The following is a 25,127-nucleotide window of genomic DNA, read 5'->3' on the forward strand; positions in this document are numbered from 1 at the left end:
CAAATCCTTTACGTTAAATTTAAAAGCTTCCCTTGCTTCCGCTGTAAGACGTGCCGCCCCTCGTGACTCCGCCGTCATTGTCATTATCTTTGTCAGGCTTTCTTTCCCTTGTAACGTCCGTTCGGATATATGTGTCGTGCTGGTCCAGCACTTCAGACGTATCGTGATCCATATACGTGCTTCCGGTGACGGTGACCCTGCCGCCGGAATTGTACACCATCACGGTGACGGCGATACCGGCTGCGGCTGCGGCGATAATCAGCTGAAACCACCATGTGAGCAGCAGATTGTCAGACTTGCTGTCCGGGCTTTTCCCCATATCTTTATAAGACATTTTAATGTAGGTCTGAAATGCCTTTTCATAATGACCTGCGGAAATGTCTGACGAAATCGTATTCCTGATCGTATTCAGCCGGCTGCTGTTCAAATACGGCTCCGCCTTTTTATACCCGGAGATAAATACTTCCCGGTCCTTCATATCAATGGTCAATATCGCCGTGCTTCCGCTAAAATGACTGTCATAAAAATCACCGGCATACTGCTCGATGTCCTTACCGCCCGTTCCGTTTGCGGTAAGAATGATAAAATCGGTATGGCGCTTTGCCCCGAGCTTCCCCGCCAATTCCTCAAGTTTCTTCGTTTCATCCTTCGTTAATAAATGAGCATTGTCATAAACGTATTGCTTCTGTTCCGCAGCAGACGCTGTTGTATGTAAAGAAAAAGACAGCATCAGAAAAAGGACGAAGCACAAGAGACACGCTTTTTTTATTGATCCTCTCATCAAAAACCGCCTCCTATCATAAGTGAGACGAGTCTTAATGCTAAAAACGCACCGGCGGTTATGCCGCCGAACCACGCAGCCACTTTTCCGGCACTGATCGGCGGTTTGCCGACAACCTTGCCCGTCTGCCCGTTCATCGCAAAAATGTGCTCAGTCCGCTCATAATCGTAGCTGACCATCCAGACCGGAAGCAGCACGTAAAAGCTGCTGATCTTATCCGTCTGAATCTGTTCATCCGTTATGTCAGCCGTCGTATAGCCGGAGAAGGTGGATCTGATATAAGAATCAATATAATGGCTGATTTTATCCTTCGCCCGCGGAAAGAGATCGTCATCGGTATAATTGTACTTTTCCGCTATATAGCCAGCTAAATAAGCCGTATTAAACTCCTTCAGCTCACTGTAAGCGTAAGGCTCCAATTTGTCCATTAATTCATCATTCATTTTTTCTGAAGCGTCGACCGGAATTTTGAGATAATCGAGATTGATATCACGATACGCGTTGTAATATTCGGTCTCCGTCACCCGGTATTCGCCATCATCATAATGATGCACTCTCGTACAAACGGCATTGACCTGAACCTTGCTGTTTAAGTCAAACATCCAAAACGGCACGTACATACCGGTTATACTCTTCACCCGATCGGCAGTCATAAATCCCCTCGGTGTCAGCCGGCCGTTTCGGCACCACTTTTTAAAAGCGCTCATGGCCTCTTCTTTACTGATCGTAAAAGGAATCACCATGGAAGGCGCGAGATTTCCTGATAACCGGTCGGCGAGAACGGCGGCTCCTCCGCAAAATCCGCACGTCGTGGCAGTCGTTTCTGCCTCAGTCATCAGAACCGCGCCGCAGTTCTCACAGCGGTACTCGTTCGCCTCATTTTCGGAAAATCTCGTCGTAATATACTCCTTTGGCAGGCTTTCAATCTGATCCTGCCGCCCGCAGCTGGGACATGTCAGCATGCCGGATGAACTGTCAAAGACCATATCATCTCCGCAGTTCGGGCATTTATAAGAAATGATCATTCTGTTTCTCTCACTTTCTCTTTATATCGGACAAAGCTGCAGCCCGCTTTCTATTGGTCTTTACTGAAAAGCATTTTCTGCTTGAGCGCCGCCAGTTCATCATCAACACTGCTTTGATTGCTGTCATATTTAGCCGTCAGCTCGTCAATATCGTCTTTCGGAGACGCGTTCAGCTCAGCCATCGCATTGGCATGATCAAGCGCCCGGTTGACCTTGTCTTCCATTCTGCCGAAAGCGGTCAGCGATTGGCCCGCATTTGACACAGAGGACCCCAGTTTATTCATTCTTTCCTGTGTTTTCGCCACAGACCACTTCGCTTTGATGGCATTTCGCCGCGACTCAAGCTCACCGATATCAGCAACAAGCTTGTCATGCATCTTGCGCATTTGAGACGCGTTGGAAGAAGCGAGCTGATAAGCCGTTTGCAGCTCAGTCAGTCTTGATTCAACAGCCGCTTTCCTTTCCAAAAATGTCCGCGCATCGGTTTCATTGCCTGCCTGTAAAGCTTTCATCGCGTAGCTTTCCATCTTTTCGGCATCGGCCTGACATTCCGTCAACGCTCTTTTCGCCCGCTGTTCCTCAGCCATGACAGAAGCCGTCTCCGCCTTCACTTTTCCTAAATCACTGTTCAGATTCCGCAAATATTGATCAACCATTTTCTCAGGGTTTTCAGCTTTATCCAGCAACGCATTGATATTGCTTGACATAATGTCTTTAAATCTTCCTAAAATACTCATTTTTCATTTTCCTCCTAAAGTTAAATAGCAACAAATTCACAGTTATATATACTGATTTTTTTCGCAAAAAGTTTCATTTTCCCATGAATTTATGTATTTTTATATGAAAATAGTCTCATTAAGCCCATTTTTGCCGGCGGATATTCTTCATGACCAGATACAGTGAAAACAAAAAATAAATAAACAGCCCGATCATCAATCCGCTCACTAACGGATAATGCTTAGCAGAATACACAAAGAAATCCAGCTGCGATATCTGCTCGGGCCTTGTAATTGTATCCGTACCATTCAGCAGCTTTGAAAATTTAGCCGTATAATTCCAATCAAACGAATCAGTAACAAGCTCACTCCCCTGATACCAATTCACAGCAGCGAGACAGAAAAAACAAAAAATAGAAAACGTGCATTGCACAATAAGAAAAATATGTTTCATGAACATTCCTCCGCAGTCCAATATTTAAAGGCCGTCACCCTGTACATGACGGCAGCAGCAGAAACTTGGTTTTACTCGGGACCTGATAAAAACGTTATTGTATGTACTTCACAATGGTTCAATTTACTGGATATCTCTATAGAGTATACCGTATATCGAAAAGGGTTTCAGTCCTAAATAAAAAAGGATGCTTCCCGGAAGTCCGATGACTTTCAAGAAACACCCTCCATATTTTAAAGTGATACTTCAACCTCTTTTAAGCTCGGCAAAGCATCGATCGCACCGATTTTGGTGCACACGAGCGCCCCTACCTTATTGGCAAATGAGACAATATCACGCAGCTTCGCAAAATCAGCGGCTGCCGTCTGAATCTCATCAATGCGCGCCAGCTGATACAGCGCCGCTCCGACAAACGCATCTCCCGCTCCCGTTGAATCTATTGATGTCACCTGAATACTCGGAATGATGTCAAGGTCCTTTCCATTTGAAAGAAGGGTTCCGCTTTTTCCGAGTGTCACCGCCACAATGCCGGCCCCGATCTCGTGAAGGATCGCAACACCTTCTTTATGATCCTTCGCACCGCTGATGATCTCAAGCTCCTCGTCACTGACTTTCACAAAATCACTTACGGCAATTGCTTTTTTTGCGGTGTTTATAAACTCTGAAACTCTTCCCTTCCATAAATCCTCACGGTAGTTAGGATCGAAGGAAACAAACTGTCCATTGTCTTTCGCAATCGACATCAGCCGTAAATAGGCTGAGCAAAACGGATCTGATAACAGTGCCGTCGCTGATCCGAAATGAAGGATTTTGGCATCGTTTACCTTTTCCTGATCAATATCATCCAGCGTAAACAAAGCGTCCGCTCCTCTGTTAAACACAAAGTCGCGCTCCCCATTTTGTTTTAATGAAACAAACGCCAGCGTTGTAGGCGCTTTCTCATCCATGACGAGCATAGAGGTGTCGACGTGTACGGCGTCTAATGTCTGCTTCAAAAAATACCCGAACGGATCCTTGCCTGTTTTTCCGCTGAAAGCCGCGTCTCCGCCCAGTTTGGCAATCGCTGCCGACACATTCGCCGGTGCCCCGCCGGCACTTTTTAAGAAATTGCGCCCTTCCGTCAAGTCGACATCCACATCGGTACAAAAGAAATCAATTAATAATTCTCCAATACAAATAACAGATTGGCTTCCCACATTATCACACTCATTTATTAATTCTCGATTATAGTTTCAGTATAGTGCTTTCTGTCATAAATACAACCGTTTACATTGAATATTTTAAATTTTACATATACTTATCTTGCAGCTCTTTGCTCCAGATCAGACATCATCTGCTGATATTTTTTTTCAGTTAAAGGATAAAAAGAAATAAGAATAATGGACAGCAGAATGAACAATCCCGGAATGAGCGCATTCATATTTTTAATCGCATTCAATGACGATGCCGCCTGTTCGGTATTCGCGGCATACCCGGCGATTCCGAGATAAACGGCCGAAAATGACCCGGCTAACGCAACGCCGAGCTTATTGATAAAACTCATGCTCGATATCACCACACCATCTGCACGAACCCCGGTTTTCCATTCCGCATAATCGACACAATCGGCAACCATTCCCCAAGCAAGGGTATTCAAAGGCGTCGTGAAAAATCCAGAAACAAAAAGCCAAAAGAAAATAAGCGGAATCGAGGAATACGATGTAAACTGAAGGCCCGCATAAGAAATCAGCGATAACGCCGCCGTGATGATCATGACCTGCTTCCGGCCCCGCTTCTCAGCAAAGAAAGGAATAAACAGATTGCTGATCAGCGCCGCTCCGAAAAACAATACGGTTCCTAAAAATACAAATTCCTTATGGCTGACGTTATACGTAAAATAGTACACCATCGTGCTGAGCTTAATATTAAACCCGATCGCAAACGCTAAAAATGAAGAAACCAAAATAAGCAAAGGCTTATTTCTGAACAAAACAGATAACGTTTTTTTCATTCCTTGTTTTTTTCTTTTTTCAGGCTGAATCCGCTCCCGCACAGTAAAGAAACTGAACAGATTCAACGCGATGCTCACCGCCGCATAAATAAGCGCCGTCATCTGGAAACCAAACGCCTGGTCTTTCCCGCCGATAGCGTCCGCAAGCGGTGCCGCACAGGAAATCGATAACAGAATTCCGATATAAACCAAAATCATCCGTGTCGTTGTCAAAACCGTCCGTTCCTCCACGGAATTTGTCATCCGCCCCGTTAAGCTGTTGACCGGGATCGTCTGCATGCTAAAGGACATCCCAAGCAGAATATAGGTGATGTACGCGTATACCATGTTTCCTGTCTCGCCGAAATGAGGGGTCGTGAAGCATAAGAACGTAAATAGCGCAAAAGGAAACGCCACCCACAGCAGATACGGCCTTGCCTTTCCCCATCTAGTATTCGTCTTGTCTAAAATCACGCCCATAATCGGGTCAAAAATAGCGTCCAGCACCCTTACGATCAGAAACAAAGCTGCAATAACCGCAGGCTTAATGCCGCCTACGTCTGTATAGTAGAATAATAAGTATGCGTTTACAAACTGAAAGATCACATTGTACGACATATCGCCGAACCCGTATCCGATCCGTTCCATCCAGGACAGGCCGCGATGTTTCGTCTTTATTGCCGCTGCTTTTTCTGTTTCAATCATCATATCCCACCCCAAGAATCCGTTTTCATTTTTTGATAAGTAAGAGGGAGAATGCAAAGATCCTCCCCGTTCACTCAGCGATTTGGATATACCATCACTTTTAAGCATTCATTTTTATATTGAAGGGCGCGTTCCATCGCCTCTTGCGTCTTCTCAAGCGGAAATTGGTCCGTTACAAGGTGCTTCGTGTCCACAATGCCGGAAGCGAGAAATTCAATTCCCTTCGGATACGTATTCGCATAACGGAAGATTCCGTATATATCAATCTCGTTATCTGCAATAAACGGCACATTGAGCGGAATCTCGTTCTGAGAAGGCAAACCGACAATCGCCAGTTTTCCGCCCCGGCGCACGGAAGCCAGTGCGGATTGCAATGCCGCCGGATTCCCCGCTGTTTCCCAGGCAGCATCAACTCCTCTTCCATTTGTGATCGTTTTGATTTCTTCACCGGCATCCTGTTCCCGGACATTGATGACATGAGTCGCACCCATTTTTTTCGCGGCTTCTAAGCGCAGCGGCTCTAAGTCAGTCACGATAATTGTGCCTGCCCCGTATGCTTTCGCTGCCGCAACAGCCATTAATCCAACAGGCCCCATTCCCATAATCGCAATTGTTGATCCGGGCTGAAGCTTCGTTCTCGCGGCCGCATGAATGCCGACAGAAAACGGTTCAATCAAAGCCGCATCTTCATAGGAAAGTGAATCCGGAATCGAAAAAACAAAGTCCTGACGCATTTTGATGTATTGGACAAACGCGCCGTCTACCGGCGGCGTCGCCAAAAACTGTACATCCGGGCAAAGATTATAACGCCCCTCCTTGCACGCCTCACAGCGTCCGCATGTGACACCCGGTTCGACAGCGACACGGTCTCCTATGTTAAATTGATCGACAGACGATCCGACGGCGGCAATTTCTCCCGCGCATTCATGACCGAGGATAAATGGTTTTTCCACTACATAATTGCCGATTCTGCCATTTGTATAGTAATGCAGATCAGATCCGCAAATTCCGACAGCCATCACCTTTATCAATACTTCATCCTGATTGATCTCAGGCACGGGCAATGTTTCGATTTTGATTTCTCTCGTGTTATGCATAACCGCCGCTTTCATGTTTTGAGGCACTGTGTGAGTCATTTGGCAAAATCCTTTCTCTGCTCTGAAATGTAAGTGCATACATTTTTGTTTTCTCTGTTACTGCCTCCATTTTATCTGCTTTTCAAGACGTGCAAAAGCCTTTCCTGCTGTATAAAAAGACAGCGGCACTGTACTTTTTATTTTTTCATATACAAAAAACACTGAATTGATAAAATAGTACTAATAGGAGGTGCAGGCTAATGGCTGAACTTGAAAACCGGACACAATTTGCAGAACTGCTGGCGCCTGCCGTCAAATCACTGAAACTTCATCCTGATTACAAAATCAAAAGGACAAAGAACGTAAAAACAGGACAGTCTTATATAGACAAAATTGCACTCCGATTAGGCGTATCCTCTAACACGATCAAAAGCTGGATCGGACAGATGGGCGCAAACTACATTCCCGGACGAATTGACGACGGTAAGCTGTTCGGCATGATCTGGATTATTATAGAAAAGACCGACATGGATCCTGAATGGCTGACCGGCCTTCTGGAAACCACCACGATTCCCGTCATCAAACCCGCATTGCCCGTTTGGACGGCGTCTTGTCTAAAAAAAGCAAAAATACGCCGGAAAGACGGATCATTCGGAGCGCCGACTGATGAAGATGTTGAAAAAGCAGTGAAGCGGCTGTTTCATGACAGACCAAGCCATGAAACGAATGCGCTTACAGAACAGTCCGTCACGCATAACTTACCGTCACGCCGGACCGGGAACTTTATCGGCCGCGGCTTTGATATAGAAGCGATCCGCCAATGGATGCTTTCTCCGTCACCGGTCTGTTTAATCACAGGCTGGGCCGGCATGGGAAAAACAACGATCGCTCTTGAAGCAGCCTGCCTTTGTGCCGGAGGTTCTTCAAATTGGCCGGCATTCAACAGCATCATCTGGATCAGCGCTGACTGGAAAGGATTAAGCTTCAGTGATTTTTTAAACACGATTGCCTACCAGCTCGGACGCACCGAACAAATCGACAAATCCATCAACGAAAAACGGTTCGTCGTCCGCAATGCATTAGCCGCTCATTCAAATGAAAAACCCGTGCTGCTGATCGTTGACGGCATTGATACAGCGGAACGTGACATTCACGAATTTATCATCGGCCTTCCGCAAGGCGTAAAAGTCCTCCTTACGGCACGGGAAAACGTAAAACAGACATATCGGGACGGCCTCGGAGAACTGGCGGCCATCCAGCTGAGCGGTCTTGAACAAACGGATGCCCTTGATTTTTTCCATCAAGAAGTGCACCGCTGTCTGCAAACATGCAATCTCCCGCATAAACGGGAAAAGCTGGAGCAGCTGTTGCAGCTATCGCCTGACCTTAAGAATGAATTTGTCTCGGCAGCCGCCGGCAACCCGAAGGCCATGGCACTCAGCATTGCATACATGTCAGACGACGACATCCCCGCTCCCCAGCTCATTCAAGAGCTTAAACAAGCGGGTTACTCATTATTGGAATTGTTTGAGGTTCTCTTTGGCCGCACATGGGACAGATGTCATGAAGACACACGGAAACTATGGCAGACGCTTTGCTTTTTCGCTAAGCCCCCTGACGAAAAAAGCTTGGCTCAAGCGGCCGGATTAGACGCCCGCCGTTTTCATTACGCGATTGAGCAAATGCGATCATATGCTTTAATACAGCCGGAACGAAGCGAAGGAAGAATTCAATACGCAGCCCATCAAACCGTTGTCGCTTACGGAGAACAGCACTTATCCGAAAATCATGATTTTGCAAAAGAAGCCCGAAGCCGCTGGGCGCATTATTATATGGATTATGCGAAAACCCATATAAAACGGGAACAGCCGAATTCCATCTATTGGAGCTATCTGCTGGGACGGAATTTAGAGCTAATGAAAAAAGAATGGCCGAATATCCTAAAGGTCATCGAATGGTCGAGCAAAACCGGACAACATGAAATTCTAATCGAGCTCATCATCCGTATCAGCCATTTTCTAAGCAGAATCAGCCTGCCCCTGCGAATCGAATACGGATTAAAAGCCGCCGATGCCGCCCATCAATCAGGCGAACACACACGGGAAGCCTACTTCAGGATCGACACGGCAGGCTGGGCGCTGATGGAAGTCAACGATTCAGACGGAGCTCTCAGGCAAATAGAAGCCGGCCTGAAGATACTCGAACAATCAGGCGCACCGGATCACGATGACTTGAAAGTATGGGGAATCGCCCTGCAAGCAAGGCTGCTGTTAAAAACCGGAGAACCGGAAAAAGCGGCAGCAATGCTGGACGGCATCAAAGATCAGCCCGTCTCGCCCATTATCCGGCACAGGGTTCTTCTGGTCCGCGGCGACCTGAGTTTCGCCCGCTCTCACTATGAAGAAGCCATCACATTATACGAAGCGGCAAACACAACCAGCGCCGCATACGGCGGCGAAAAAACGATAGAAGCCTATTTCAACCTGGGCATGGCTTACGTCAAGTGTGATCAACTCGAAAAAGCGGAAAAAGCCTTTAAACAGATGCTCTATGACAAACACAACGCCAATCAAGTTGAACTGATCTACTATCATTACGGAATGGCACAGCTGTTGTACCGAAAAGGAGAGAAAACGAAAGCAATAGAATCGAATCAGAAAGCCATTCGTCTGATTGATTCGTGGGAGCCTGGGATTGGGATTCGGGGTGAGGTGGGGCAAATGGATATTCTCATTTAAAAGACAACTACATTGCGGCTAGCGGTACGAGCTTTGAAAAACACTCATGACCTTGTTGTTTTTAAAGATAAAAAGGTATCTTAATCAATACAGTAAATTGATTAAGATACCTTGATTGAAAAATTAATATTTCACAGAAAACAAATTTCTAAAGTTAAACTTTTTAACAACAAGAGGTTAATACTTATACAGCCGTATTAATGCTGTACTGTAATATAATGTTTTAGTTCACCTGACCAATATCTTCCTCCCCAATCCTGTCCAACTTGCACATCATACTTACCTGCAGGAAGATTTTTCGTTGAAAAACTCACACGAAAATTACGTGAACCAATACTATGCGAAATATCTTTTCTGGCAAATACTTTACCTTTATTATTTAATATAATTACTGAAAAGCCATTCTCTAAATCCCTAGCCAAAGTACCCGTAACCACAATGGAAGTGGCACTTTTCGTATATGTATTAGCATCTGTTTTAAATTTGATTGTACCTTTCGAATCCATAGCTAAGGCTTCTGACCCGCCTGCGAAAATGGCAACACCCAAAAGCACTGCTGTAAACAGGGTCATTACTAACTTTTTCATCTTTAGAATTCCTCTTTTCTTTTTAATATTTTAAATCCACAATTATAATAACATATTTCCCTAAAAAAAACAGAGGTTTTTCCATATCTTTCTTCTAAGAAGTGAATAAGTATGATAGAAATTTATTAATAATAATGCAAATTTAAGGTTCTTGTGAAATGAAGCTTAAAATTTGAAGTATCAGATCTATAAAACCTTTGCCAAGGTGCCCTTCCAAGCGCCCAATGAATATGGAGTAGAAAACACAATGTGAATAACAGCATGATAAGTGACACTATCCCTAAATATTTCCTCATGTTTTCCCCTTTCTCTTTCCTTCCATACTATTAAACAAGACTATTCTAATACCCTTGAACTGCATTTAAAATTGGCTTAGTGTTATTATTTAATAAAGATCTGTGCAATGAAAACTCTTTCTGTCCGATATACCCTTAAGTATTCCTAATCAACATTATGCTGGTGAGTTCAAATATTTCTTAATTCAAACTCTAGTTCTTCTGCTCTTTTTCAAGATCCAAACAAGTAATGCAATAAAAATGATGTTAATTATAAACGCAGAAATAACATAAGTTTCATCTGAAACGCCAATATACTTCCCTTTCGATTCTAAGAGATTCCTTACTTGCTTACTCCATAAAGAACCATTCAGCGAACTATCGTCTGCTCCAAATGTAATTTGTGCTGTTTCCTTATTGCTGTTTGTAATATTAACACCATAAAATACTGTATACCTATTGTTATAAAAGATAGGCATATAAGAATAGTCAGAAACTAAAGGCTTTACCTTTTTGGCAGGTAATGCTACGTACAAAATCGCAGAATAATTACCTACCCCAGTTTCAAATTGCTCTGCTTTAATAAGCTTCGTGTTTGAAGGTAGATCAATATTATAAAAATGCTCAAAAATTTGAATATCTTCTTCCGAAAAATCTGTTAATTGGTAGTAATGCGGATCAATAATACATTTATGAAAATACCATCCATTAAACAATAAAAAACAGGCACTTATTAAAATTACTAATACTCCCTTATATATAATCTTTAACTGTATCACAATGATATGCGCCCCCATAGCATGCATTATAACGCTTTTGCCTTGAAAATAAATGATAAAAATAAAAAAGGGGCCTCTCACAAGTTCATTAAACTTGTGAGGAGGCCTTAATATAGTGTTACACCTGACAAACCCTCATAAACCAAGGGGAACATTTGTATATATACTTTAAAAAAAGTACATACTAAAATTATAACATTTATGTATTGGAGGAAATGATAATAATGGGATATTATGTTGATTTTAAAACCGGTACAGTAAAAGATTCTGGTACTGATGCTACTGTAACTCTTGTCATACAGGACGAACAAAATAAACCACATCGTTTTGAAATTTCTGATACCAATGGTAACTGTTTTGAATCAGGGAGTTATACTAGTTTTTCACTTCACCCTGCCAATGATTTAGGTAACATTAATACAATTAACGTTTCACATGATAATACTGGAACGAATCCCGGCTGGTATCTAGAATTTGTTATCATTCGAAAAGATGGTGAATATTGGTCATTCCCTTATTCAGGTTGGATTTCTCAAAATACATCTCTTTCCATTTCACTCGAAAAATTCCCATTACCTTTATCCTCTAATACTATAATTAAAGAAATACCAAAACCAAAAGAGGAAGGACTTTCATAATAATGGGACTATATTATGTTGATTTTAGAACTAGTACAGTAAAAGATTCTGGTACTGATGCTCCCATAACTCTTATCATACATGATGAACAACATAAACCACATTGGTTTAAACTTTTTGATCCCAAAGGTAACTATTTTGAATCAGGAAGTTTTACAAGTTTTGAAATTGAAACTATTAATGATTTAGGTTCAATTCCTTTGATTAAAATTTGGCATGATCAAACAGGAACCAATCCTTATTGGAATTTAGAATTTGTTAGCATTCGAACAGATTCTAGTTTTTGGTTATTTCCGCATTATGATTGGCTTGAAAAATCAACTACAATAACACCAATATCATGTGGAATTAAGACATCTGGTGATATTAAAGAATTTCCAATTACCTAAAATTAATAATAATTTAATAAGTACACTTATTTTAAATATCCTTTTTATATTTCTAGATCTTGTACCTGACGCTTGGATTGTTTTCCTAATCCCACCGACATATTGGAAGAACGACATCTACCTTATCTGCTCAACATTCTTATCGATCCCAATTCAAGACATTTTCATCCAAGGGTCCAGGTATCAAAACGCGAAAAATTCACTCTAAGATTTTGTTTAGAAGATCTTGAGTTTCTGAACACCTTGTCGCTAAAGGATATAAACGTTTCCCTCCTATTTAGATGTCCAATAACTCATCTACTTCTAAATATAATCGCCAAAATTTAAACGATGAGAGCTTTTTTTAATCTTAAATATCTTCAGACCATAACTTCATGTGGATGACCCCAACGCGTTTCAGTTGAATTTGTCTACATATTCCTGAGTTTTTCATAACAGAATCAGTTCCCCTATTGTCACACATTTGAAACACCATTTCAAAATTTAAGGTAAAAATATGGTGTCCTTAGATCTTTTCAACTTGGGCAAATTGCAGAAATTGCTCAAAAAAGCCACTGAGTTTGCAGACTCATTAGGGCTTTTTGGATAAATAAATATATAAGTTTAAATGTCATTTTGTCATGAAAACCTATAAAACGTGATCATAATTAACTTTTTAATATATGACAAAACTTTGACATGATCGTCATATCGATTCATCTAAAAATATACATTTATTTAACGAATAATCATTTAATGTGAAAAAGTTATATTTTATTCCAATCACTTTTTCGCAATGAAATCCCTCTTCTGTATGCATATACCAAAAGTTGTCCTTGTTTCTCTTAAGCCTGGGATTTGTCGTAGAATATGATTGGTTTCAGGAGAATTTTTTAGACATATTGCTTTTGTTTAATAGATATTCGCGCCAGATTTCTAATGAGCATACTTTCTCTCTTAAAGATGAAACAGCGAGTGTTAATATCAGGATTCAGGTTTTATCTTTGCAGACAACATTGGTTATCCGATAGTGATGAAACTAGTAGCGATCCGACTCCAAAGGTTACTTAGAAAGCTTGAGATTAATAAGCATATTACTCCTCATAGCTTCCGACACATGCACACCTCTCTTCTTTTAGAAGCCGGAGCCGGCTTGAGAGAGACTCAAGAACGACTTGGGTCATTCAGACATTAATACAACCATGAATATCTATGCTCACATGACCAAAAATATAGAAGAAAAGACCTCTCATAAGTTCAGTGAACTTACAAAAGGCCTTCTCTAATGAGTGATATTCAGTTATAAAAATAACCGAAGTTAACAAAAAGTTAGCAAATCATGTTTCAAAACCTCATAAACCCTCTACGATCAAGGGTTATAGGCGATGATTACATCATGCCGCCCATACCGCCCATGCCGCCCATGTCAGGCATTCCTGCACCGCCGGCATTTTCTTCCGGTTTGTCAGCGACAACGGCTTCAGTTGTCAGGAGCATTGCTGCTACAGACGCAGCGTTTTGCAGAGCAGAACGCGTCACTTTTGTCGGGTCAACGATTCCTTTTTCGATCATGTTTACCCATTCGCCGGTTGCAGCGTTGAAGCCTACGCCGATTTTTTCGTTTTTCAGGCGCTCAACGATGACAGATCCTTCAAGACCAGCGTTGTGCGCGATTTGACGGATCGGCTCTTCAAGCGCGCGAAGCACGATGTTGATACCTGTTTGCGCATCGCCTTCAGCTTCAACTGCAGCGACTTTGTTGTATACGTTGACAAGCGCTGTACCACCGCCGGATACGATACCTTCTTCAACAGCTGCGCGAGTTGAGTTGAGGGCGTCTTCGATGCGAAGTTTACGCTCTTTCAGCTCAGTTTCAGTCGCAGCGCCGACTTTGATGACAGCTACGCCGCCGGCAAGTTTCGCAAGACGCTCTTGTAATTTTTCTCTGTCGAATTCAGAAGTTGTTTCTTCCACTTGAGCGCGGATTTGGTTGACGCGTGCAGCGATTTTTTCAGTATCGCCGGCGCCTTCTACGATTGTTGTGTTTTCTTTCGTTACCACAACTTTAGAAGCGCGTCCCAACTGTCCGATTTCAGTAGATTTCAGGTCAAGACCTAAATCTTCTGTGATCACTTCTCCGCCTGTAAGAACGGAAATGTCTTCAAGCATTGCTTTACGGCGGTCACCGAAGCCAGGAGCTTTAACGGCAACAGCGTTGAATGTGCCGCGAAGTTTGTTGACAACGAGTGTAGCAAGAGCTTCACCTTCAACATCTTCAGCGATCAGAAGCAATGGTTTGCCTTGCTGTACAACTTGCTCAAGCACAGGAAGGATTTCTTGGATGTTTGTGATTTTTTTGTCTGTGATTAAGATGTAAGGATTGTCAAGAACCGCTTCCATCTTATCAGAGTCAGTCACCATGTAAGGAGATGCATATCCGCGGTCGAATTGCATACCTTCCACAACTTCAAGCTCAGTTGTGAAGCCTTTAGACTCTTCGATTGTGATGACGCCGTCGTTTCCTACGCGCTCCATTGCTTCAGCGATAAGGCTTCCGACTTCCTCATCAGCAGCAGAGATCGCAGCAACCTGAGCGATAGACTCTTTGCCTTCGATCGGCTTAGAAATTTCTTTTAAGTTTTCGATTGCAACAGTTACGGCTTGTTCCATACCTTTACGCACGCCGACAGGGTTTGCTCCTGCAGTTACGTTTTTCAGGCCTTCACGGATCATAGCCTGCGCAAGAACAGTTGCAGTCGTTGTACCGTCACCGGCAACGTCGTTTGTTTTGCTGGCTACTTCAGCTACAAGCTTCGCACCCATGTTTTCAAACGCGTCTTCAAGTTCAATTTCTTTTGCGATTGTTACACCGTCATTTGTAATTAACGGAGAACCGAATTTTTTCTCCAGAACCACGTTGCGTCCTTTTGGCCCTAAAGTTACTTTTACAGCGTCAGCAAGCGCATCGACACCGCGAAGCATAGCGCGGCGTGCTTCTTCACTAAACTTAATATCTTTTGCCATGTTAACGAAACCTCCTCGAATTTTTAAAAGTATTTATTTGCTTAGCCGATAACAGCTAAAATGTCGCTTTCACGTAAGATTAAGTATTCAGTACCTTCGTATTTCACTTCAGTACCGGCGTATTTTGAGAAGATAATGCGGTCGCCCTCTTTTACTTCTAAAGCAACGCGCTCTCCGCTTTCCAACACGCGACCTGAACCGGCTGCCACGATTTTGCCTTCTTGCGGCTTTTCTTTTGCAGAATCCGGTAATACGATTCCGCTGGCAGTTTTTTCTTCAGATTCTACGAGTTCAATGACAACGCGATCACCTAATGGCTTTAACAATGTAATAACCTCCTCAATAGTATGAATATGTAATTTTAGCACTCAGCTCTAAAGAGTGCTAACACAATTATTATAATAAAGAATCTCACTTCCAATTTCAAGTCATAAGAATAAAAAATTTTCACGCTTACATCATTCTCTCTTACAGCGATTTTCTCCTTTTTTCACGTCTGGTTCACTTGTGTTACAATAAGAACAAATAAGTTGATTTTATAGGATAAAGGAGTACATATCATTTGAGAAAACAGTATTGGTATATCATTTTGACATACGTTATCATGCAGCTTTCCGCATTGATCGGCATTCCTTTAATGTACAAATTCGGCTATGCGGGCGGGCATCCTACGAATGCGAATCTCACCATGGCTCAGGGGATTTATTCCGTCGTAAGCTTTTTTATCTGCCTGATTATCGTTCTCTTAATTTTGAGAACCGCGCCGAAGCAGACATTAAGAAACGGGAAGAAAGCATCCGCCGGCATGTCCGTTCTCTGGGCGGTCGCGGGAATATGGCTCGCTTTATTTTCTCAGGGTATCGCCGGAATGATTGAGCAGTATGTCTTTCACGTGAACAGCGGTTCTGAAAACACGAAAGCCATTCTCGACATTATTAAAGCCATGCCGCTCATGATTATCGTTTCTTCTATCGTCGGGCCGATTCTTGAAGAAATCATTTTCCGGAAGATCATCTTCGGTGTATTATATGAAAAAACGAATTTCTTTTTCGCCGGACTGATCAGTTCCGTCATTTTCGGCATTGTGCACCAGGACCTCACACACCTGCTGCTATATACGGCCATGGGCTTTACCTTTGCGTTCTTGTATGTGCAGACGAAACGGATTATTGTGCCGATATTCGCCCATGTCATGATGAATACCATTGTCGTGGTCATGCAGCTCGGCCCCGCCCAAAAATATATTGAACAGCATAGTGAACAAATGCAATTAATTATTGGAGGATTGTTTGTATGAGGAACCCAATGACTTGGGGCTTGATTTATTTCGCAGTCGGCTGTATCTTTACGTATTTGGCCGCAAGCTCGCCGGGAAGCATGTGGTCTTTTTATTCCATACTGCTGATGGTTTTCGCCGCTTATAATATCAGCATCTCGTTTAAAATGTTCGCTTTCTCATTTAAAGTGAAGAAAAATCAAAAATAAAAGAAAAGCCATTTCTCATCATGGAGAAATGGCTTTTTTTATGCTGATACGTCCTGGTCGGATTCGCTGCTGCCGGTCTGCCTTTTCCGGTACGCCGCTTTTGAGATCAGGATACTGATCTCATATAAAATGCAAAGCGGAATCGTAATCATCAAGTGAGACAGCAGCTCAGGCGGCGCAATCATCGCGGCGATCACGAGCAGCACAAAATACGCGTACTTCCTGATCTTCGATAAAAACATCGGTGTGACAACCCCGAGCCTCGTTAAAAACATGATCAGCACCGGCATCTGAAACAGCAGCCCGAACGGAATCGTCAGCTGCAGCAGAAAATGAAAGTACTCGCTGATTCCGATCACTTGGTTGACATCGAGGTCATTCGAGACCCGCTTCATAAAATCAACGACCAGCGGAAATAAAATATAATAAGAAAATGACACACCGCCGACAAACAGCACGATCGAAATCGGAATATAGCTGAGTGTTACTTTGCGCTCCTTTTCATACAGCCCCGGGCTGACAAACGCCCAAATCTGATAGAGAATAATCGGCGAAGTCAAAATGATGCCGATAATAAACGCGAACTGCAAAAAGATAAACAGCGGATCCGTCAGGTTAAAAGCATTAAGGGTGAGCTCTTTTACTTCATCGGCTTTTTGAAGATACACAATGATAGGTTTTGCCAGAAAAAAGCCGGCAATAAAGAAAACCGTAAAGGATAACGCCACAATCAGCAATCGTTTCCGAAGTTCGGCAATATGCTCCACAAGCGTCATTTGATTCACTCTCATACGCGTCATCCTATCTTACTGTTCTTCTTTCTTTTTTTCCTCTTCTTCACCGGCTAATCCCTTAGTGGCGTTCTTAAATTCACGAAGCGTGTCCCCCGCGGCTTTTCCTAACTCGGGAAGCTTCTTCGGACCGAAAATAATCACCGCCACCACACCGATAACAGCCAGGCTTCCAGGACCGATCATGTGCAGCTCCTCCTTTCGTTATTCAATTTCTTCCAAAACAGAATAATGCTTTAAGAAATAAACCAATGATTGAAGCTCTACAGCTAAATCTATATGATGAATTCGAATGTGATCCGGCACATTCAAACGGGCCGGCGTAAAGTTAAGGATTCCCTTGATTCCGAGCGACACGAGCCGATCGGTGATTGACTGCGCGGCAACCGCCGGAACGGTAAGAATCGCCACGGGTTCATCCTTAATGTGAAGTTCTAAATCATTAAGATCATAGACAGGCACACCGCCTACCTCAGTTCCTATTTTACTCTGATTCACATCAAAAGCCATAGATATTTTTGTGTTATTATTTTTTGTGAAATTATAGTGAAGAAACGCCGTCCCTAAATTCCCGACACCGATCAAAATGACGTTCGTCGTTTCATCCTGATCCAATGTTTTTCTGAAAAATGACAGCAGGTAATCCACATTATAGCCGTATCCTTTTTTGCCGAGCGCCCCGAAATAGGAAAAATCCCGGCGGATCGTGGCCGAATCGACTTTTACCGCATCGCTCAGTTCAGCAGATGAAACGCGCTGCTTTCCTGACGCATGTAAATTCTTTAAAAAGCGGTAATAAAGCGGCAGCCGTTTTGCTGTCGCCTGCGGAATTTTTGATTGATCCTTGTTCATGATTGGTCCTCCACTTTATACTCAGATGCATCTCTTTTAAAATCACCGTTTTTGCCTCCCGTTTTTTCCATGAGGCAGGTCGGGCCGATGACCATTCCTTTATCCAGCGCCTTGCACATGTCATAAACGGTCAAAGCACAGACTGAAGCGGAAGTTAGCGCTTCCATTTCCACACCTGTACTCCCTTTCGTTTTTACGCTTGCCTGTATATGAAGAACGGCTTCGGAATCCTTTTCCTCCCAGCCGAATGAAATGTCGACGCTGCTTAAAGAAAGCGGGTGGCACATCGGGATAATCGCTGAGGTCTGCTTTGCAGCCATGATTCCGGCCACCTGTGCGACAGCCAGTACGTCTCCTTTTCCGATCTCGCGGTTTTTGATTCTGCTGTACACGTCATGCTTCATGTGTACGCTGGATATTGCAGCGGCAGTACGGACTGTTGAAGATTTATCGCTTATATCCACCATGCGGGCACGGCCTTCTTCATTAAAATGAGAAAATCCATTCATATTTAAACTCTCCTTACTTCTGATCATACACTATTTTCTCCCTGATGTCTTATCCTATAATGTTCCAATTCTGATGTATTGTTTGCTGACAGCAGGTTGATAAGCTACACTTAACTTATTATAACAGAGGTGAAATAATATGATGATCTTACAAATTAATCAGCTGTCCAAATCTTTTGGCGCTGATCCTATTTTAAACAATATAAAGCTTGAAGTCAGATCTCGGGATCGCATCGCCATTGTAGGCAGAAACGGAGCCGGCAAATCAACTCTCCTTAAAATTATCGCAGGTCACCTTTCATATGAAAAGGGTGAATTAATCAAACCGAAAGAATTAACGATGGGATATCTTGCCCAGCACACAGGCTTAGAATCTCAGCTTACCATAAAAGAAGAACTGCTGAGTGTTTTTGATTTCCTGAAAGCAATGGAAAAAGAAATGCGTTCTATTGAAGAAAAGATGGCCACAGCCGCCCCCGCGGAGCTTGAGACGCTGATGAAAACCTATGACAGGCTTCAGCAGGACTTCAAGGATAAGGGCGGCTATCAGTATGAAGCAGACGTCCGTTCTATCCTTCACGGCCTCGGTTTCGGGAAATTTGACGATTCCGTGAAAGTGCAAAGCCTGAGCGGCGGCCAGAAAACAAGGCTTGCTCTCGGCAAGCTTTTGCTGACCCAGCCTGATCTGCTTATTTTGGATGAACCGACGAACCATCTCGACATCGACACGCTTACATGGCTTGAGCATTATTTACAGGGATATTCAGGCGCCATCCTGATTGTCTCCCACGACAGATATTTCCTTGATAAAGTCGTCAGCCAAGTGTACGAGGTCTCACGGACAGAAAGCAAAAAATACCTCGGCAACTACAGCGCCTATTTAGAACAAAAAGCTGAGCAGTATGAGAAAGACCTGAAGCTGTATGAAAAACAGCAGGACGAAATCGCCAAGCTCCAAGATTTTGTCGACCGCAATCTGGCCAGAGCATCAACAACGAAAAGAGCCCAGAGCAGACGAAAGCAGCTTGAACGGATGGACGTCATGGCAAAGCCGCTTGGTGATGAAAAATCAGCCGCCTTCCGCTTTGACATTACAAAACAGAGCGGAAACGACGTCCTTCGCGTACAGGATGTTACCATCAGCTATGACGGCCAGCCGCCGCTTTTGAAAAACCTGACCTTCGGCATTACAAGAGGGGAAAGCGCCGCCCTCGTCGGACCGAACGGGATCGGCAAGTCAACCCTGCTGAAAGCCATTACGAATACGCTCAGTCCGAAATCCGGGTCGATCACGTACGGTTCCAATGTCACAATCGGCTATTATGATCAGGAGCAGGCCGAACTGACCTCATCTAAACGCGTCTTGGACGAGCTGTGGGATGAATATCCGGACATGCCGGAAAAAGAGATCAGGACATGCCTCGGCAACTTTCTGTTCAGCGGAGACGATGTCCTGAAACCTGTCCGTTCTCTAAGCGGCGGTGAGAAAGCAAGAGTCGCGCTTGCCAAGCTGATGCTGCAAAAAGCAAACTTTCTCATCCTTGATGAACCGACAAACCACCTTGATCTGGACAGTAAAGAAGTGCTGGAAAACGCCCTGATCGACTACCCCGGGACACTGTTATTTGTATCGCATGACCGCTACTTTATTAACAGGATCGCCACAAGGGTGCTGGAGCTGTCTCCGGATCATGCAGAAGAATATTTGGGTGACTATGACTATTACACCGAGAAAAAAGCCCAGCAGCTGGAATTGGAAGAAATGAAACGGCAGGAAAAAGAGCAAGCACAGCCTGCCGGCAAGGTCAAACAGGACACGAAAAGAACATACGAGGAAGAAAAAGAATGGAAAAAGAAAGAACGTCAGCGCCTGAGACGAATTGAAGAAATCGAAGCAGCCGTCTCATCCGCCGAAGAGAAAATCAGCGCCAATGAGGAGCTGCTGTGCGACCCTGACGTGTATCAGGATCACGAAAAGGTACAGACCATTCACTCAGAGAACGAAGCTCTGAATCAAGAGCTGGAACGATTATTAGCGGAGTGGGAAGAACTCTCCTCAGAAGAATAGAAAAAGTCAAGCACCTCTTTAAGGGGTGCTTTTTTATCCACAGCTTTTCTCCTTGCCTGCTATTTAAGTAAGCGCTTTATACACACTATCCACAAAATTTTCTGACTTTATCCACTTTACTAACAACTTATAGACCCTTATCCAGCCTGGATTTCTGAATATATTCACAATCCTGTGGATATGTTAGAATTATCTGTTAATAAATTAAAAAAAGCCTCACGTTTTACAACGTGAGACGATCAAAAGATGTTAATTCCAAGCCGGGCTGTCCATTCATATCATATGAACCCCGGATTCCCTTTTCAAAAGCAACGGTTCCGGCAGCCGCAATCATCGCTGCATTGTCCGTGCATAAAGAAAGCGGCGGGATAACAAGCTCAGGATCTCCCGGATGGCTGAATTCCTGCTGCAGAGCGGCTCTCAGCCCTTTGTTGGCGGCTACGCCTCCCGCAAGCAGCACTTGTTTAACCCCGTATTCTTTCGCGGCCTTAGAGGTTTTTGCCGTCAGTACATCAATGACACTCTGCTGAAAGCTCGCGGCAAGATCCTCAGGAGGAATCACCTCATTTTTTTGCGAGGCGTTATGGAGTGTGTTAATCACGGCTGATTTCAGCCCGCTGAAGCTGAAATTGTAAGATCCCTCATCCAGCCACGCACGCGGAAGCGGAATGGAATCCGTTCCCACAGCAGCCAGCTTATCAATCTGCGGCCCTCCCGGATAAGGAAGCCCCATCGTTCTCGCCACTTTGTCGTAAGCTTCGCCTGCGGCATCATCCAGCGTTTCTCCGATAACCTCGAATGAACCGTGCTCTTCCATATAAACCAATTCCGTATGTCCGCCCGACACAACCAAAGCAAGCGCCGGGAACTGAAGCTCCCCTACCAGTCTGTTTGCATAAATATGGCCCGCAATGTGATGGACGCCGACTAACGGTATTTGATGGGCAAAACTTAACGCCTTTGCCGCATTGACTCCGATTAACAGGGCTCCGACAAGTCCGGGTCCTTCCGTTACGGCAATCGCATCAAGATCGTCAAAGCCCATCTCCGCTTTTAAAAGAGCTTCCTCAATCACTAGGGTAATCTGCTCCACATGATGTCTGGACGCAATTTCAGGCACGACCCCGCCGAACCGTTTATGGCTTTCAATTTGAGAAGCGACTACGTTAGAAACGATTTCTTTACCGTTTTTTACGACTGAAGCCGCTGTTTCATCACAGCTTGTTTCAATTCCTAATACATAAATATCTTGTTTTTCACTCATGTAATGTCACCCACATTAATAACGCATCTTCCCCGTTATCTGTATAGTATTGTTTTCTGATTCCTCCGGCCTGAAGACCGAATTTTTTATATAAAGATTGGGCGGGATGATTCGAGACCCTGACTTCGAGAGAGAGCCTCCTTGCCTTTTTTTCTCTGCACAATTCTACCGCAGCGCGAAACAGAGCTTCTCCCAATGATTGGCCCCGGTATTCCGGCTTAATGGCTATGTTCGTAATCTGCGCGTCATCTATAATAATCCAGATTCCGCAATACCCCGCTAGACAGCCGTCCTTTTCAATGACAAGGTAGTGCGCATACGGATTTTCCAAAAGCTCATGATAAAATGAATCCTTCGTCCACGGAGAAGTAAAGGATGCTGTTTCAATTTCATAAATTTGATCAATATCTTCCGGCCGCATGCTTCGAATCGCCGTTTTCGTTTTCATCCCCATCACCCTATTTTTGAGATTCCATCCATTTCGCTTCAGCCTCTGCCAGACGCAAATAATCCGGAACAAGGCTGTGGACATCCGTTTCTTCTTTTTCCAAGCCTAAAAACGCCAGCTCTGACGGCCGCGGATTATGCTGTGCAGCCGTTCCCATCACTGCTTGAGATGTCAGTTCTTGCAGAATGGTTTCTTCATGAATGGCTGTATCATGCCCTAAAAATAAAACCGGAGACGCTTTTTCTTTCAGCATGCCGAGCCAATCCGTGAAAAGCACATTCTGATCAGGAAGAACGGATTGTAATCGGCCGTCCCGATATTCATAAAGTCCCGTATACACCTGTCCGCGTCTGGCATCAAATAACGGGCAGATCAGACCTTGAAAATGCCGTCCGTTCGCCGCCAGCACCTCAAGGCTCGACACAGCAGAAATCGGAAGCTTCAGCGACCAAGCCAAAGTCTTCGCCAACGTCACACCGATTCTGACACCAGTGTACGATCCCGGTCCTTTCGCCACCGCTATTTTCGTGAGATCCTGCGGTTTTATGCCGCAATCCTCCAGCAATGAATTGACAGCAGGCATCGCCCGCACGGAATGATTCTTTTTTAAATATGTAATATACTCCGCCATCACCGTTTGCTCACGAACGAGCGCGGCACCCAGCGTGTAATTTGACGTATCAATTGCCAGTATTGTCATGTTTATTAATCTCCTCACAAAGCGTTTCATACCGTGTTCCGCAGGCCGTAAAGGTAATGTCCCTTTCCTCATCACCGGCTCTCTTAATGACGATCTGCAGCCGTTCAGCGGGCAGCTGATCCTGAATTAAATGAGCCCATTCAATTAAACAGACGCCTTGTCCTTCAAAATATTCTTCAAGGCCCAAGTCTTCGCTTTCATCCTCCATGCGATACACATCCATATGATATAGAGGAAGCGAACCATCATGGTATTCTTTTATAATTGTAAAGGTCGGGCTGTTTACCACTCTTGTGATCCCCAGTCCTTCGGCAAACCCTTTTGTGAAAGTCGTTTTTCCCGCTCCCAAGTCGCCTTCCAGTGTCAGAATGTCTCCCGGCTTTGACAATGAAGCGGCAAGCTTGGCTACGGCTTTCGTTTCTTCAGGGTTTTTCGTTCTCCATTGTAATGTCTTCAAAGTGAGTCACCCGTCTTATTTAAAATGATTGTATCCTTTTTTCTCAAGGACGATTTGTCTCTGATCATTGGCTGTCAAAAGAACACTTGCTTCCTTCCGTTCAGACACCGCTCCGATCTTCGCAATCGGAATGCCTGATTGGGTGCAGTAATCAAGCAAAGAGTTCCACTCCTGCTGAGAGACCGTTCCAGCCAATTCATAATCTTCTCCGCCGAATAACACCCATCTCTTCCACTGAGGATCTGCCTCAGGCAAGTCCGGATGCACCGGCAGAAGCTGTTCTTCAATTTCTATCGTAACTGAGCTTGACTCAGCTATTTCATGCAGTTCACTGGCCAATCCGTCACTGATATCATTCAGAGCGGCGCGTTGAAGCTGAGAGCAGAAGCGGCCGACCTGAATCCTCGGCACGGGCCGTTTATGTTTTTCGATAAAATAATCACCCGTATGAAAAGCAGAAGGAGGTGTTTCTCCTAATAAAAGAGACAGTCCTGCTGCGGACGAGCCGGTTTCTCCCGTAACAAAAACGACATCCCCGGGTCTTGCCGAACTTCGCAGACAAGCTCGATTCTTTTCGACTTCTCCGATGACCGTAACGGTAATAACGGCTTGACCGGAAGCGGAAACGGTATCTCCCCCGATCAAATCCATCCGGTATAGTTTCGCCAGTTCCGCCATCCCTTCATACATTGCCTGGACATCAGCTTTCTGCCAGCAGGAGGGAACAGCAAGGGACACCAGATAAAACTTCGGAATGCCTCCCATCGCCGCCACATCACTAATGTTAACAGCGAGCGCCTTATAACCGATATCTTGAGGAGAGGAGTACTCTGATTTAAAATGGACACCCTCCACCATCGTGTCTAAACAGACAATTTGCTGCATGTGAGATGACGCTGTATATACCGCACCATCATCACCGATCCCAACATCGACGGAAGGATGATAATGCGAATGCGGAGTAATACTGTGAATCAAATCAAACTCGTCCATGTTTCTCCCGTCTCCCTTTCTGACGCTCTTGTGAAATACAGCTCTTTCTAGTGTATCGGATTATGTTTCAATATCCAAGACTTTAACGGTATAAAAGAAAGCTTGGTTAGAAACCAAGCTGAAAGTATTAAAAGAAAACACAAAAAAAACGAAAACATGATCGTTTCGTTTACAATGAAAATGGCGGTCCGGACGGGACTCGAACCCGCGACCTCCTGCGTGACAGGCAGGCATTCTAACCAACTGAACTACCGGACCATTTTTATTTTTTGGTTGCGGGGGCAGGATTTGAACCTGCGACCTTCGGGTTATGAGCCCGACGAGCTACCGAACTGCTCCACCCCGCGATGATAAAATTTTAGAAAAGCTTGGCGGCGTCCTACTCTCACAGGGGGAAACCCCCGACTACCATCGGCGCTGAAGAG

At 44.2% G+C, this 25,127-nt stretch carries 27 protein-coding genes and 2 tRNA genes; 7 read left to right on the forward strand and 22 right to left on the reverse strand.

Translation table 11 applies throughout. From position 1 onward, the window contains the following. Positions 1-19: 19 nt before the first annotated feature. The 7 genes from Y79_RS0107015 to gutB all read right to left on the reverse strand — a co-directional run bounded on the left by Y79_RS0107015 (position 20) and on the right by gutB (position 6,786). Positions 20-781, reverse strand: a complete 762-nt coding sequence (locus tag Y79_RS0107015; protein WP_016937050.1) for a TPM domain-containing protein — start codon at positions 779-781, stop codon at positions 20-22. After that, positions 781-1,806 (reverse strand): TFIIB-type zinc ribbon-containing protein, encoded by a 1,026-nt coding sequence (locus Y79_RS0107020; protein ID WP_016937051.1) that lies wholly within the window; start codon positions 1,804-1,806, stop codon positions 781-783. Before Y79_RS0107020 ends, Y79_RS0107015 begins: the two co-directional genes overlap by 1 nt. Positions 1,807-1,856: 50 nt before the next feature. Then, complete coding sequence (locus tag Y79_RS0107025; RefSeq protein WP_016937052.1) at positions 1,857-2,543, reverse strand: PspA/IM30 family protein; 687 nt, start codon at positions 2,541-2,543, stop codon at positions 1,857-1,859. A gap of 118 nt (positions 2,544-2,661) precedes the next feature. Then, positions 2,662-2,976 carry a DUF4306 domain-containing protein gene (locus Y79_RS0107030; RefSeq protein ID WP_016937053.1) on the reverse strand — a complete coding sequence of 105 codons (315 nt, stop codon included), beginning with the start codon at positions 2,974-2,976 and terminating at the stop codon, positions 2,662-2,664. A gap of 233 nt (positions 2,977-3,209) precedes the next feature. After that, positions 3,210-4,172, reverse strand: coding sequence for a carbohydrate kinase family protein (locus tag Y79_RS0107035; protein ID WP_016937054.1), 963 nt, complete (start codon positions 4,170-4,172; stop codon positions 3,210-3,212). 101 nt (positions 4,173-4,273) lie between these two features. Then, positions 4,274-5,650: an MFS transporter gene (locus Y79_RS0107040; RefSeq protein ID WP_032864775.1), complete on the reverse strand. Its 1,377-nt coding sequence runs from the start codon at positions 5,648-5,650 to the stop codon at positions 4,274-4,276. A 74-nt stretch (positions 5,651-5,724) separates the two neighbouring features. Then, positions 5,725-6,786, reverse strand: coding sequence for a sorbitol dehydrogenase (gene gutB, locus Y79_RS0107045; RefSeq protein ID WP_016937056.1), 1,062 nt, complete (start codon positions 6,784-6,786; stop codon positions 5,725-5,727). Between the two features lie 200 nt (positions 6,787-6,986). Here gutB and Y79_RS0107050 point away from each other — a divergent pair, with 200 nt between their 5' ends. Then, the gene (locus Y79_RS0107050) at positions 6,987-9,464 is read left to right on the forward strand and encodes a tetratricopeptide repeat protein (protein WP_016937057.1); all 2,478 of its coding nucleotides are present in this window, start codon (positions 6,987-6,989) and stop codon (positions 9,462-9,464) included. Positions 9,465-9,661: 197 nt separating this feature from the next. On the opposite strand, the gene Y79_RS0107055 is transcribed toward Y79_RS0107050, so the two are convergent. Further along, positions 9,662-10,051, reverse strand: coding sequence for a hypothetical protein (locus Y79_RS0107055; RefSeq protein ID WP_016937058.1), 390 nt, complete (start codon positions 10,049-10,051; stop codon positions 9,662-9,664). Between the two features lie 481 nt (positions 10,052-10,532). Further along, the gene (locus Y79_RS0107060; protein ID WP_029575256.1) at positions 10,533-11,132 is read right to left on the reverse strand and encodes a hypothetical protein; all 600 of its coding nucleotides are present in this window, start codon (positions 11,130-11,132) and stop codon (positions 10,533-10,535) included. A gap of 197 nt (positions 11,133-11,329) precedes the next feature. Between Y79_RS0107060 and Y79_RS0107065 the strand changes: the two genes are divergently transcribed. From Y79_RS0107065 to Y79_RS1000000121950, 3 genes are all read left to right on the forward strand, one after another. Beyond that, entirely contained in the window at positions 11,330-11,743 is a 414-nt protein-coding gene (locus Y79_RS0107065; protein ID WP_016937060.1) for a PLAT/LH2 domain-containing protein, read from the forward strand. 2 nt (positions 11,744-11,745) lie between these two features. Continuing rightward, complete coding sequence (locus Y79_RS0107070) at positions 11,746-12,132, forward strand: PLAT/LH2 domain-containing protein (RefSeq protein ID WP_016937061.1); 387 nt, start codon at positions 11,746-11,748, stop codon at positions 12,130-12,132. 1,012 nt (positions 12,133-13,144) lie between these two features. Beyond that, a complete protein-coding gene (locus Y79_RS1000000121950) occupies positions 13,145-13,306 on the forward strand; it encodes a tyrosine-type recombinase/integrase (protein ID WP_223152434.1) in 162 nt (53 codons plus the stop codon). A gap of 194 nt (positions 13,307-13,500) precedes the next feature. Here the strand turns inward: Y79_RS1000000121950 and groL are convergent, their stop codons facing one another. Together groL and groES are read right to left on the reverse strand one after the other, a co-directional pair. Continuing rightward, positions 13,501-15,135 carry a chaperonin GroEL gene (gene groL / locus Y79_RS0107075; protein ID WP_003155941.1) on the reverse strand — a complete coding sequence of 545 codons (1,635 nt, stop codon included), beginning with the start codon at positions 15,133-15,135 and terminating at the stop codon, positions 13,501-13,503. A 41-nt stretch (positions 15,136-15,176) separates the two neighbouring features. Beyond that, a complete protein-coding gene (gene groES, locus Y79_RS0107080) occupies positions 15,177-15,461 on the reverse strand; it encodes a co-chaperone GroES (RefSeq protein WP_003155970.1) in 285 nt (94 codons plus the stop codon). A gap of 236 nt (positions 15,462-15,697) precedes the next feature. Here groES and Y79_RS0107085 point away from each other — a divergent pair, with 236 nt between their 5' ends. Together Y79_RS0107085 and Y79_RS0107090 are read left to right on the forward strand one after the other, a co-directional pair. Then, positions 15,698-16,432: a CPBP family intramembrane glutamic endopeptidase gene (locus Y79_RS0107085; protein ID WP_016937062.1), complete on the forward strand. Its 735-nt coding sequence runs from the start codon at positions 15,698-15,700 to the stop codon at positions 16,430-16,432. Continuing rightward, positions 16,429-16,620, forward strand: a complete 192-nt coding sequence (locus Y79_RS0107090; protein ID WP_003155975.1) for a YdiK family protein — start codon at positions 16,429-16,431, stop codon at positions 16,618-16,620. Before Y79_RS0107085 ends, Y79_RS0107090 begins: the two co-directional genes overlap by 4 nt. A 38-nt stretch (positions 16,621-16,658) precedes the next feature. On the opposite strand, the gene tatC is transcribed toward Y79_RS0107090, so the two are convergent. From tatC to moaC, 4 genes are read right to left on the reverse strand one after another with little or no spacing between them, the layout of a single operon-like run. Next, complete coding sequence (gene tatC / locus Y79_RS0107095) at positions 16,659-17,420, reverse strand: twin-arginine translocase subunit TatC (protein WP_095241917.1); 762 nt, start codon at positions 17,418-17,420, stop codon at positions 16,659-16,661. 6 nt (positions 17,421-17,426) lie between these two features. Then, entirely contained in the window at positions 17,427-17,597 is a 171-nt protein-coding gene (locus Y79_RS0107100) for a twin-arginine translocase TatA/TatE family subunit (protein WP_003155981.1), read from the reverse strand. An 18-nt stretch (positions 17,598-17,615) separates the two neighbouring features. Further along, complete coding sequence (locus Y79_RS0107105) at positions 17,616-18,263, reverse strand: redox-sensing transcriptional repressor Rex (protein WP_016937064.1); 648 nt, start codon at positions 18,261-18,263, stop codon at positions 17,616-17,618. Next, the gene (gene moaC / locus Y79_RS0107110; RefSeq protein ID WP_003155986.1) at positions 18,260-18,772 is read right to left on the reverse strand and encodes a cyclic pyranopterin monophosphate synthase MoaC; all 513 of its coding nucleotides are present in this window, start codon (positions 18,770-18,772) and stop codon (positions 18,260-18,262) included. The genes Y79_RS0107105 and moaC overlap by 4 nt, the downstream gene beginning before the upstream one ends. Before the next feature lie 139 nt (positions 18,773-18,911). Between moaC and Y79_RS0107115 the strand changes: the two genes are divergently transcribed. Further along, entirely contained in the window at positions 18,912-20,840 is a 1,929-nt protein-coding gene (locus Y79_RS0107115) for an ABC-F family ATP-binding cassette domain-containing protein (RefSeq protein WP_016937065.1), read from the forward strand. Between the two features lie 223 nt (positions 20,841-21,063). On the opposite strand, the gene tsaD is transcribed toward Y79_RS0107115, so the two are convergent. The 7 genes from tsaD to Y79_RS0107150 form a co-directional block, all read right to left on the reverse strand. Then, positions 21,064-22,104, reverse strand: a complete 1,041-nt coding sequence (tsaD, locus tag Y79_RS0107120) for a tRNA (adenosine(37)-N6)-threonylcarbamoyltransferase complex transferase subunit TsaD (protein ID WP_016937066.1) — start codon at positions 22,102-22,104, stop codon at positions 21,064-21,066. Then, complete coding sequence (gene rimI, locus Y79_RS0107125; protein WP_016937067.1) at positions 22,097-22,552, reverse strand: ribosomal protein S18-alanine N-acetyltransferase; 456 nt, start codon at positions 22,550-22,552, stop codon at positions 22,097-22,099. Before rimI ends, tsaD begins: the two co-directional genes overlap by 8 nt. Before the next feature lie 10 nt (positions 22,553-22,562). Next, on the reverse strand, positions 22,563-23,252 hold the full coding sequence (gene tsaB / locus Y79_RS0107130) for a tRNA (adenosine(37)-N6)-threonylcarbamoyltransferase complex dimerization subunit type 1 TsaB (RefSeq protein ID WP_016937068.1): 690 nt from the start codon (positions 23,250-23,252) through the stop codon (positions 22,563-22,565). Beyond that, positions 23,233-23,709, reverse strand: a complete 477-nt coding sequence (gene tsaE / locus Y79_RS0107135; RefSeq protein ID WP_016937069.1) for a tRNA (adenosine(37)-N6)-threonylcarbamoyltransferase complex ATPase subunit type 1 TsaE — start codon at positions 23,707-23,709, stop codon at positions 23,233-23,235. The genes tsaB and tsaE overlap by 20 nt, the downstream gene beginning before the upstream one ends. Positions 23,710-23,724: 15 nt before the next feature. Then, positions 23,725-24,702: a thiamine-phosphate kinase gene (gene thiL / locus Y79_RS0107140; RefSeq protein WP_016937070.1), complete on the reverse strand. Its 978-nt coding sequence runs from the start codon at positions 24,700-24,702 to the stop codon at positions 23,725-23,727. 181 nt (positions 24,703-24,883) lie between these two features. Beyond that, a tRNA-Asp gene (locus Y79_RS0107145) sits at positions 24,884-24,960 on the reverse strand. A gap of 12 nt (positions 24,961-24,972) precedes the next feature. After that, positions 24,973-25,049 (reverse strand) — tRNA-Met (locus tag Y79_RS0107150). Between the last annotated feature and the right edge of the window lie 78 nt (positions 25,050-25,127).

Origin of the sequence: Bacillus siamensis KCTC 13613, from assembly GCF_000262045.1 — a bacterium.
GTDB lineage: Bacteria > Bacillota > Bacilli > Bacillales > Bacillaceae > Bacillus > Bacillus siamensis.

Coding starts and splice junctions, on each gene's coding strand:
- Y79_RS0107015 (WP_016937050.1), bottom strand. CDS start 781: ATGAGAGGATCAATAAAAAAAGCGTGTCTCTTGTGCTTCGTCCTTTTT.
- Y79_RS0107020 (WP_016937051.1), bottom strand. CDS start 1,806: ATGATCATTTCTTATAAATGCCCGAACTGCGGAGATGATATGGTCTTT.
- Y79_RS0107025 (WP_016937052.1), bottom strand. CDS start 2,543: ATGAGTATTTTAGGAAGATTTAAAGACATTATGTCAAGCAATATCAAT.
- Y79_RS0107030 (WP_016937053.1), bottom strand. CDS start 2,976: ATGAAACATATTTTTCTTATTGTGCAATGCACGTTTTCTATTTTTTGT.
- Y79_RS0107040 (WP_032864775.1), bottom strand. CDS start 5,650: ATGATTGAAACAGAAAAAGCAGCGGCAATAAAGACGAAACATCGCGGC.
- gutB (WP_016937056.1), bottom strand. CDS start 6,786: ATGACTCACACAGTGCCTCAAAACATGAAAGCGGCGGTTATGCATAAC.
- Y79_RS0107050 (WP_016937057.1), top strand. CDS start 6,987: ATGGCTGAACTTGAAAACCGGACACAATTTGCAGAACTGCTGGCGCCT.
- Y79_RS0107055 (WP_016937058.1), bottom strand. CDS start 10,051: ATGAAAAAGTTAGTAATGACCCTGTTTACAGCAGTGCTTTTGGGTGTT.
- Y79_RS0107060 (WP_029575256.1), bottom strand. CDS start 11,132: ATGCATGCTATGGGGGCGCATATCATTGTGATACAGTTAAAGATTATA.
- Y79_RS0107065 (WP_016937060.1), top strand. CDS start 11,330: ATGGGATATTATGTTGATTTTAAAACCGGTACAGTAAAAGATTCTGGT.
- Y79_RS0107070 (WP_016937061.1), top strand. CDS start 11,746: ATGGGACTATATTATGTTGATTTTAGAACTAGTACAGTAAAAGATTCT.
- Y79_RS1000000121950 (WP_223152434.1), top strand. CDS start 13,145: ATGAAACTAGTAGCGATCCGACTCCAAAGGTTACTTAGAAAGCTTGAG.
- groL (WP_003155941.1), bottom strand. CDS start 15,135: ATGGCAAAAGATATTAAGTTTAGTGAAGAAGCACGCCGCGCTATGCTT.
- Y79_RS0107090 (WP_003155975.1), top strand. CDS start 16,429: ATGAGGAACCCAATGACTTGGGGCTTGATTTATTTCGCAGTCGGCTGT.
- tatC (WP_095241917.1), bottom strand. CDS start 17,420: ATGACGCGTATGAGAGTGAATCAAATGACGCTTGTGGAGCATATTGCC.
- Y79_RS0107100 (WP_003155981.1), bottom strand. CDS start 17,597: ATGATCGGTCCTGGAAGCCTGGCTGTTATCGGTGTGGTGGCGGTGATT.
- Y79_RS0107105 (WP_016937064.1), bottom strand. CDS start 18,263: ATGAACAAGGATCAATCAAAAATTCCGCAGGCGACAGCAAAACGGCTG.
- moaC (WP_003155986.1), bottom strand. CDS start 18,772: ATGAATGGATTTTCTCATTTTAATGAAGAAGGCCGTGCCCGCATGGTG.
- Y79_RS0107115 (WP_016937065.1), top strand. CDS start 18,912: ATGATGATCTTACAAATTAATCAGCTGTCCAAATCTTTTGGCGCTGAT.
- tsaD (WP_016937066.1), bottom strand. CDS start 22,104: ATGAGTGAAAAACAAGATATTTATGTATTAGGAATTGAAACAAGCTGT.
- rimI (WP_016937067.1), bottom strand. CDS start 22,552: ATGAAAACGAAAACGGCGATTCGAAGCATGCGGCCGGAAGATATTGAT.
- tsaB (WP_016937068.1), bottom strand. CDS start 23,252: ATGACAATACTGGCAATTGATACGTCAAATTACACGCTGGGTGCCGCG.
- thiL (WP_016937070.1), bottom strand. CDS start 24,702: ATGGACGAGTTTGATTTGATTCACAGTATTACTCCGCATTCGCATTAT.